8 protein-coding genes are annotated in these 8,589 nt (G+C 39.0%); 2 read left to right on the forward strand and 6 right to left on the reverse strand.

Going from position 1 to position 8,589, the window contains the following annotated elements:
* Positions 1–88 precede the first annotated feature (88 nt).
* Positions 89–340 carry a hypothetical protein gene (locus Q8M41_RS08030; protein ID WP_305364734.1) on the forward strand — a complete coding sequence of 84 codons (252 nt, stop codon included), beginning with the start codon at positions 89–91 and terminating at the stop codon, positions 338–340.
* Positions 341–508: 168 nt separating this feature from the next.
* Here Q8M41_RS08030 and Q8M41_RS08035 read toward each other — a convergent pair whose 3' ends face one another.
* The 3 genes from Q8M41_RS08035 to Q8M41_RS08045 all read right to left on the reverse strand — a co-directional run bounded on the left by Q8M41_RS08035 (position 509) and on the right by Q8M41_RS08045 (position 4,117).
* Entirely contained in the window at positions 509–1,999 is a 1,491-nt protein-coding gene (locus tag Q8M41_RS08035) for an L-fucose/L-arabinose isomerase family protein (protein ID WP_305364735.1), read from the reverse strand.
* A gap of 30 nt (positions 2,000–2,029) precedes the next feature.
* Positions 2,030–3,265: an MFS transporter gene (locus Q8M41_RS08040; protein WP_305364736.1), complete on the reverse strand. Its 1,236-nt coding sequence runs from the start codon at positions 3,263–3,265 to the stop codon at positions 2,030–2,032.
* Positions 3,266–3,727: 462 nt separating this feature from the next.
* Positions 3,728–4,117: a DUF1398 domain-containing protein gene (locus Q8M41_RS08045; RefSeq protein WP_305364737.1), complete on the reverse strand. Its 390-nt coding sequence runs from the start codon at positions 4,115–4,117 to the stop codon at positions 3,728–3,730.
* Between the two features lie 394 nt (positions 4,118–4,511).
* Here Q8M41_RS08045 and Q8M41_RS08050 point away from each other — a divergent pair, with 394 nt between their 5' ends.
* Positions 4,512–7,418 carry a PAS domain S-box protein gene (locus Q8M41_RS08050; RefSeq protein ID WP_305364738.1) on the forward strand — a complete coding sequence of 969 codons (2,907 nt, stop codon included), beginning with the start codon at positions 4,512–4,514 and terminating at the stop codon, positions 7,416–7,418.
* A 114-nt stretch (positions 7,419–7,532) separates the two neighbouring features.
* Here Q8M41_RS08050 and Q8M41_RS08055 read toward each other — a convergent pair whose 3' ends face one another.
* From Q8M41_RS08055 to Q8M41_RS08065, 3 genes are all read right to left on the reverse strand, one after another.
* Complete coding sequence (locus Q8M41_RS08055) at positions 7,533–7,742, reverse strand: YqaE/Pmp3 family membrane protein (protein ID WP_305364739.1); 210 nt, start codon at positions 7,740–7,742, stop codon at positions 7,533–7,535.
* Positions 7,743–7,881: 139 nt separating this feature from the next.
* Positions 7,882–8,163 (reverse strand): hypothetical protein, encoded by a 282-nt coding sequence (locus Q8M41_RS08060; protein WP_305364740.1) that lies wholly within the window; start codon positions 8,161–8,163, stop codon positions 7,882–7,884.
* Between the two features lie 135 nt (positions 8,164–8,298).
* Positions 8,299–8,589, reverse strand: a 291-nt coding sequence (locus Q8M41_RS08065) for a phage integrase SAM-like domain-containing protein (RefSeq protein ID WP_305364741.1), incomplete at its 5' end; no start/stop codon positions are given.

Genomic DNA, 8,589 nt, shown 5'->3' on the forward strand with positions numbered 1-8,589 from the left:
ATGACTTTACTAACAGTGTAGCTCTCTTTTACAGGGGATGGTTTAATCTGCTACCTATCACCCAATAATATGCTCACTAACACCTACAATGTTGAATCTTTCAGCGCAGGGTTGCGCAACAAGCACTTTAGCTCCGGGTAAAGATCCGGTTTTCAGACTGGGCTTCAGCCCAAAACCTAAGCGACCAAAACGGAGCAATTACTGGTGCTTTAGCGCCAAAATTTCTAGCTATCGGGCTAAAGACCAATCTATTAGTTCCTATTATGTTGCTGAATATTGGGCTGAAGCCCGCCCGGATGAACTCCGTTCGAACTGGCTCGAAAACCTACAAACTCATTAACCCCAGCTAAAGCTGGAGCCTATTGAGCGACCGTATTGGTGTCATGTCATAAATACTTTGATGAACACATCGGAATATTAAGGGGGCTAAAAAAATGGCTATTTACCTGTTCTGATGAGAGAATAAAATTATTGAAACTTTGTCCGTCAATTGATGAGTGACATAACACTAGTCAATAATTACAGATTCAATATTCAGATAATTGGCAATTTTCTGAATTGTACTTGCGTGATGACCAATACCAAGAGCAAAATGGTGTGTAGGACCTTCCATGGTCCAGCGGCGAATAAAAAACCTTACATTTTCCTTAAAATAACCACGGGTATTCGTATTGCCGGTTGCAGGTATCGGCCCTTTAACAGATTCTCCTTCTGCGATCACAAATTTGAATTTTCCCTCATAAGTTGAGCTGATACTTAATATCGTAATAGGCCCTTCTTTTATCTTGAACTCTACGCCAGCGCCAAATCCGGGTTTGCCATGATATTTTTTCAGACTGCGTAATACAGGTCTGCCTTCGGCAATTGCAATATTATGAGGCCCATCATGACCAACCAATACAAAATCGTCCTTAAAATCTACCGGATGGAACTCGGCAAAACTACCCCCAATATCCAGGCGATCCATAATCAGCATCGCAATGCAGGTTTTGATATCTGATTCGCCACACATCGGAAAACCCGAACCGGTTAACAGGGAATTACCTACCGTCAGGTTAGACATGACCAACCTTGTAGTACTATTATCTTCTGCTTCATAGTAATAAGCTAAACCATCCAATTGCTTTTCATCTACAAATTTTTCCAGAGCAATAGTTACTCTGGCAGCAGTAACTAAATCTTCATCTTTTAGCTTTTCTGATATCGGGTCTGAAACGGGATCTGGGGTATCAAAAAAATCAAGAATTCGTTCTTTTGCCGCTTTAATTTCGCTATCGCTTACCTTTTCATATTGTGCAACTATTTCATGTGCTTCACATTGAATAATATGTGCACCAAAATGAGCAGTTACCATTGTAGCATCTGTGTGCATATCAAGCATAGCTTCTATGGGATGTCCAATATGCCCTATCCTTACTGTTTTAACATCATGTAAAACCTTAGCAATCCGGCAATATTCCTCTATTTCTAATTCTGACTCCGGATCATCATGCAATGTTCCGATAATCATTTCAGGAACCTTTTTCCCCATCCTGACTGCCACCCCAGCAAATTCCGGTAAAGAGCAAATATCATCGTTATATAATTGCATGTAAGTACTTGCATTTGCATAGTCCAATGCTTTATCCGGTTGCAGGGCAACCATTACAATTGGCACATCAAGGCTTCTGGTAATAGTTCCAAAAGTGCTGGAAGTAGCATAAGTAAGCATATCGCAAAAGATCAGATCCAGGTTAGCTGCTTTTAATGCAGGCACCAAATCATAAGCACTTTTTACATTATCTATAATCCCAAAATCAATTACCTCCACATCATGTTTTTGTAATTTTTCGAGAAAGACAGACTGTTTGTCTTTCAGGGCACCCAGTAAACCTTCAAATTGGTTCCAATATTTATAATAACCAACGCCAAAAACACCAATTTTTGCAAGGGTCTGCTTTCTTCGCACTATCCGGGGTTGCAAGCCGGTTTTCAGATTATTTTCTAAGTTTTTATTCATTTTCCAAGAATATTCTAACTGATATCAATACTAATTTAAAGCCTGTTTTTTCTCAAAATTAAATGGCTGGATCCGCCGGATAAAAATAATAAACAAGATAAAAGCCAATGGATAAAGTATCCCGGATGCGATCCAAATAGGATTATATGAATAATTTTGTACAATCAATCCGATTAATGGATTGATAATTAAGCCTGAAACAGCACCGGCAGTGCCTGATAGTCCGACTACTGTTGATGTACCATTTTTACCAAAAATATCTGAAATGGCAGTGATGTAATTAGTGATCCAAAAACCATGTGCAAACATGATTACTGCCATTAGGGCAACGGCCATTTCTACTGTTGAAACCCATGCAATAAGCGGAGCAACAATAGTCATTAAGGCTGCAATGCCCATAACTGTTTTTCGGGCTCGATTAACTGAAAAATTGTTTTTAACCAGTTTATCCGAAAACCATCCACCAATAATATTGGATATCCCTAATGCAAGAAAAGGAATCCAGAAAAGGTTCCCTATTTGTTCAAAGGAAACATTTCGCTCAGTGTGCAGATATTTTGGAACCCAAAACATAATAAAATACATCACCGGGTCGAGGAGAAACCGAATGAGAATAAATATACAGGCTGCCCTGTTCTTCAGAATAGTAAGAAATGGTATCACGGACTGTTTGACAATGCCCTGGCTTTTATTCGCATGACTCTTTTCCCCCCAGGGAATATATAGCCATACTAAAACCCAAACAATTCCGACCATCCCCGGGATGATAAAACTCCATCTCCATCCTAAGTGACTGGAAATTAATATGATCAAGGGAGGAGCTATTACGGCTCCCATGGCTGCACCGCCTATTGCAATTCCATTAGCTAATCCCCGCTTCTTTTCATCGAACCATTCATATACTGTTTTTGCTGCTCCGGGAAAACAAGCCCCTTCTCCTATTCCCAATAAAAACCTGAAAGCCAGCAATTGATAAAAACCATTCATTACACCATGTAAGCCGCAGGCTACAGACCAAATACCAACAGCTACAGCCAAACCAATTTTGCTGCCCCAGGTATCAATTAATCTACCACCAACAGTAAACATCAAAGCATAGCTAATCAAAAAAGCAGTATTTACGAAGCCATATTCAACATCTGAAAACTTAAATTCAGCTTGAATTTTGATGATAGTTACAGATAAAACCTGACGGTCTAAAAAACTCAAGCCTGTAGCAACAAACAGCAATGCTAAAATTAACCAGGGTCTATAGTTTTTTTTCATATATACGCCTTCATGCTATTGTGAAATTTTGGATTGTAGCTAATTTAGCCTGGCTTGAATTTTTCTTATCCCTAATATAATGGTTCTATATTGTATTTATAATTTAGTACAATCTTTTATGGGCTGTTTGGAAATTCCCGGGATTTGAGCACCTGATTCCGGGATAAGCTGAGTAAAATAATAGCAAGGGGATTGCTTCGATACACTCGCAATGACAACACGCTTGTCATTGCGAGGAGGCACGACGAAGCAATCTAATGGCGTTTAGTACTTATAGTTTTGGGATTGCCGCGCTGCGCTCGCAATGACAAAAACACAACGCTCGCAATGGCAAATCAATTTTAAGAATAAGCAGATTCCGGCCTTGAGCCGGAATCTGCTTCATACCCCCAAGCACTGTCATGGCGGGCTTGACCCGCCACCTTCACCAATAAACTAAATTTCTAAAGATTGAAGTCCAAATTATTGAGGAATCCCCTCCGCCAAAACCTCATTCCCGGCTTTATCAAAATAAGTGCAGCTCATTTTATCCATACAAACTTTCCATTTTTCGATACCACATGCTGCGCACATACTAAGGAAGGTCAGAAAATCCGTTTTACCTTGCTGATGCACTTTCAAACCCGCTTTAAATTGTTCTGCATCCGTTGAGCCGGCAATGAGCAAAGCCTCATATTTTACAGTGACCTTTTCCGTATAATTCCCGGAACCATGATAGTCAATGTGTCCATCGCTTACATAAGTTTCATAGTGGGTGACGCCCATTGCCTCAATTTCCCGAATGTATGCAGGGAAGTCGGCCCCCGATTTAACCTTGCTTTGCGCAGTTTTAATTTGATCTACTGTAAACATTGTTTCTTGATTTGTTGTTAAAAGATTCGACAGTAAAATGTTTATAGAATTTCATTTTATGCCTTCAGGGTTCGATTTCTAAAAATAATAAATTTTAGCAATTGTTGTTCTTAGCCAGGACCTGCAGATTGACCTGTTTAATACCGAATTTTCTCAGTGGCCTGATTTTTGAAATAAACTTTCTGGAAATAGCAAACATACCGGATAGTGCTTATTTTACTTATTCTTATAAATCTGCTGAACAATTATTTATATAAAATTTATTCCAAAACCAGACAATACAGGCCCCCATCCGGCAACATTGCAATGTATTTCTACGTATGAGAATTATCTGAATTTTTGATTCTTTCTCTGGCTATAACCACCATCCATTAAAATTTGAATAAAACAATACATGAATATAACAACCAGATACCTCCATCGGGTTAAACGAAATTGCAGCAATTCGGCTGATAGCGAAGAGGATTTGATTTTTTGGCGTAATAAGCTCTTTTCGACCACGATCATATATCTTTTACCCTTATCGCTGATTGCCCTGGTACCAGGTATTTACTGGAGTTTAAAGATTAATATGCATGCCCTTGCTATAATTGATGTTCTAACTGTTACATGCATTACAATAATAGGATTTGCACCCAACATTAAGCTATTTTACCGAAAGGTAATATTCATATCCGCTGCATATCTATTTAGCCTGACTATTTTATATTTTGTGGGACTCAACGGGCCGGGACTTATCTATTTGCTTACTACCTGTATTTTCAGTATCCTGATCTTCTCAACAAACTACGTCTATTGGTCTGCATGGCTAAATACCTTTATCTGTATAATCTTCGCTTTGCTTATAAAGTACAATTTGATACCTCAAGCAGACATTCATGACCATAATCTGGGGGAATGGATCGCAGTTTCAACAAACCTTATTTTCCTGAGCTTTTTGTGTGTTGCTTTGATTCCCCGCCTATTTAAAGGTTTGCAAAAAACCATTGAGAAAGAGATAAAATGGAAAAAAGAACTGGAAATTGAGAAGAAAGCAATGCATGAAATGTCCTCAAACCTGCAGCAGGCACTGAACGAAAATAACAAAACGATGGAATCCTCACTTGATATGATTTGCGCGGTGGATGCCAAAGGTCTGTTTATTAGGGTTAGTGCAGCATGTGAAGAGGTGCTGGGCTATAGAGCAGATGAGCTTATCGGGAAACGGACCATTGATTTTGTTTATCCTGAGGACCGCATTAAAACCCAAAAAACTGCCGACAATGTTTTAGCTGGCATGAACGCTGTGAATTTTGAAAACAGGTATGTTCATAAAAATGGATCAATAGTGCCTATCTCATGGTCTGTCCGCTGGGATGAAAAAGATCAGATCAGATATGCGGTTGCAAGAAATATTACTGAAAAGAAAAAGTTGGAGAAAGCAGTCGAAATTGAAAGACAACGCTTTTATGACATATTCCTGGAAGCCCCGATGAGCATGGGAGTAGTAAGCGGCCCTGACTATATTTATGAAGTAGTTAACCCTCTGTATCTGGAACTAATTGGTATAAATAACATAATAGGAAAATCTGTAAAAGAGGTTTTACCGACTACTGTTGATCAGGGTTTTATCGACATCCTTGACTCTGTTTATAAAACCGGCGAAACCTTTTCGGCTAGTGAGATGCTTATAAAACTGAATATCGGAGGAAAACTTACAGACAAATACCTGAATTTTAGTTACCAGGCGCACAGAGACACTAATCAGGAAATTGATGGTATTTTCTTTTTTGCTGTTGATGTAACAGAACAGGTCATATCCCGCAAGCGCATCGAAGTAAGTGAACTACGACTAAAAGAATCTCAAAGAATAGCACATTTAGGCAGTTGGGAGATTGATTTGGCAGATCAAACCCATTCATGGTCTGATGAAATGTATAAATTATTTGGGGTGGAAAGAGATGATGTGATTCCTTCCCAAGAAGCATTCCTTTCCTTTATTCATCCTGATGATTTAGCGTATGTGTCTAAAGAAATGGAGAATGCGCTAAAATCTAATAAAGACTACTCTTTTGATTTCAGATTTATCACCAGAGAAGGCCTTACCAGGTACGGCACTAGTTTAAAACTATTAGATTTTGACACTCATCTCAATCCTATCCGCGTTTACGGAATTGTTCAGGACATCACTGAACGAAAGGAAGTGGAACAACAACTTCGAAACAGTGAGTCATTCAACCGGGGTGTTCTGGATTCGCTAAATTCCAACATTGCGGTAATTGATTTTACCGGGACTCTCGTAGCCGTTAATGAATCCTGGAATATCTTCGGCTCTGAAAATGGCGCATACACCATGGTCGGGACTGGTATTGGAAGTAATTATTTTGAGGTTTGTTCCAAAGCCGAAAAAGAAGGAGAAGAATATGCCGGGGAGGCATGCGCGGGAATAAAAGATGTATTGAATGATAAAAAAGATATTTTTTACCTTGAATATCCCTGTCATTCTGCTGATGAAAAACGCTGGTTTGGCATGCGTGCAATGAAGTTTGAAGGCAATCAATCATTGGTTGTAGTTTCGCATCAGGATATTTCCGAACGCAAGTTTGCGGAGTTCGAGCGCAGCAGGGTCGCAAAGGATCTGATCCAACGAAATAAGGATTTGGAGCAATTTACTTATATCGTTTCTCATAATCTGAGAGCCCCGGTTGCTAATATCCTCGGCCTTATTGGCATCCGTGATACTCCTGGCTTAAGCCAGACAGAACAGGAAGACTTAAATCGGGGACTATTTGAGTCTGTTGATAAGCTTGATGACATAGTAAAAGATCTTAACCAGATTCTACAGGTCAGGAGTGCGAGGAGTGAAAGAAACGTGGACGTTGAATTTTCTACTTTGGTAGAAGACATAAAGATCAGCATTAAAAATTTGTTCGAACTGGATATAATAGAAATAGGATATGACTTTGCGGAAATCAATACCTTTTCCACCCTAAAAAGCTATATCCACAGTATTTTTTATAATCTGATATACAATAGTATTAAATATCGCCAGCCTCAGATTCCCTGTCTTATTAAAATTGAAAGCCATCTTTTGGACAAGAAACTCCAATTAGTTTTTACTGACAATGGTATGGGAATTGATCTCGAAAAACAGGGTGATCAGGTCTTTGGCTTATATAAAAGATTCCATACACATATAGAGGGCAAAGGTCTGGGCTTGTTTATGGTAAAAGCCCAGGTTGAGAAACTGGGTGGTAAGATAAGTGTCAGGAGTGAGGTAAATAAAGGGACAGAGTTTAAAATAGAGTTTGAGGTGGGATAATACTGGGATTTTTGGAAGACGATCCTGTCCCGAATGTACAGGATTGCATTAAATACTCCGTAGATACGCTGCGTTGAACTTTACAGACAAAGGGGTATCCCTACTCAAGAAAGATCAGGTTGACCTTTGTGAAGCCATAATTCTTTTCTCCATTTGCCTCAGTTTCTGATCATTTCTTGCATTCATTCTCGAAACAACTGCCCAGATGGCTGCAGGCAACCAACCTATTAGAGTAATTTGGAGGATCAGACAGATAATACCAGCGAAGATCTTCCCTCGAAAGAAGAATGAAAGCCAGGGGACCAGAATTGCAATCAAGATCATAAATATTTATTCTTTAATCTGTAAACCTGAGTTGAAGATAATAAATATAATAACTACTGGAGGCTGCCCCTCTGTCCGTAGCGCAGCGCCTCTACGGATTGTCCAATGATGAGGAGTCTCCTGACTCCTCATCAACAAATTAATAATTAAAAAATCGGCACCCCCCACAGACATGTGAGGCTTTTGCTCCCGAAGCTGGGCTCCCCGTATTATTACGGGGTAAACTTCTCGCCCAGGCAAATAACAACAAAGCCCACCAGTTTTCACTGGAGGGCTTATCAACATAAGTTGTTAATGGACTTTCTAACTCTAAATCATCTCCAAGTCTCTTCAGAAATTTATTGGTTGTTTTAATCCATTGATGAATGTATTTTTTAGCTTCAATACTATCTTCTTTAATTTTGCTTGGTAAAACTGGCAAAAGATAACTGTTCCAGTCTCTCTTGTAATAATCCAGAATTTGTTGAGCTTGTGGTAAAATTTTAATGCTATACTCCTTGTGGGTTTTACGCCTCTTAAAAACAACTCTTCCTTTAATGATACTTTCAGTTTTTAGCTATACTAGATCAGTGAAGGGAATGCCTATTAAATAGAAGCTAAGGAAGAAGTAATTTCTTGCATGCCAGCTTTTAGAATTAGGCTTTAACGTTAACTTGTGAAGCCTCTGCAAATCATTTAAAGAAATAGCCCTTTTTGCAGTTCTTGTACTTTTGATCTGGATTTCAGTAAAGGGATAACAAGACCTGTCCACAATTTTGGCCTTAATAGCCTTATTGTATATGGCTCTGATTGATCTGAAATAGTTGCCTACTGTATTAATCTTTGCCCCCTCTAAGATCAATTGACG

Source organism: Daejeonella sp. (genome assembly GCF_030684675.1).
In the GTDB taxonomy this organism is placed as follows: Bacteria; Bacteroidota; Bacteroidia; order Sphingobacteriales; family Sphingobacteriaceae; genus Daejeonella.

What these genes read in the sequence shown, in the direction of transcription:
- Q8M41_RS08030 (WP_305364734.1), top strand. Translation starts at nt 89, where the DNA reads ATGTTGAATCTTTCAGCGCAGGGTTGCGCAACAAGCACTTTAGCTCCG.
- Q8M41_RS08035 (WP_305364735.1), bottom strand. Translation starts at nt 1,999, where the DNA reads ATGAATAAAAACTTAGAAAATAATCTGAAAACCGGCTTGCAACCCCGG.
- Q8M41_RS08040 (WP_305364736.1), bottom strand. Translation starts at nt 3,265, where the DNA reads ATGAAAAAAAACTATAGACCCTGGTTAATTTTAGCATTGCTGTTTGTT.
- Q8M41_RS08045 (WP_305364737.1), bottom strand. Translation starts at nt 4,117, where the DNA reads ATGTTTACAGTAGATCAAATTAAAACTGCGCAAAGCAAGGTTAAATCG.
- Q8M41_RS08050 (WP_305364738.1), top strand. Translation starts at nt 4,512, where the DNA reads ATGAATATAACAACCAGATACCTCCATCGGGTTAAACGAAATTGCAGC.
- Q8M41_RS08055 (WP_305364739.1), bottom strand. Translation starts at nt 7,742, where the DNA reads ATGATCTTGATTGCAATTCTGGTCCCCTGGCTTTCATTCTTCTTTCGA.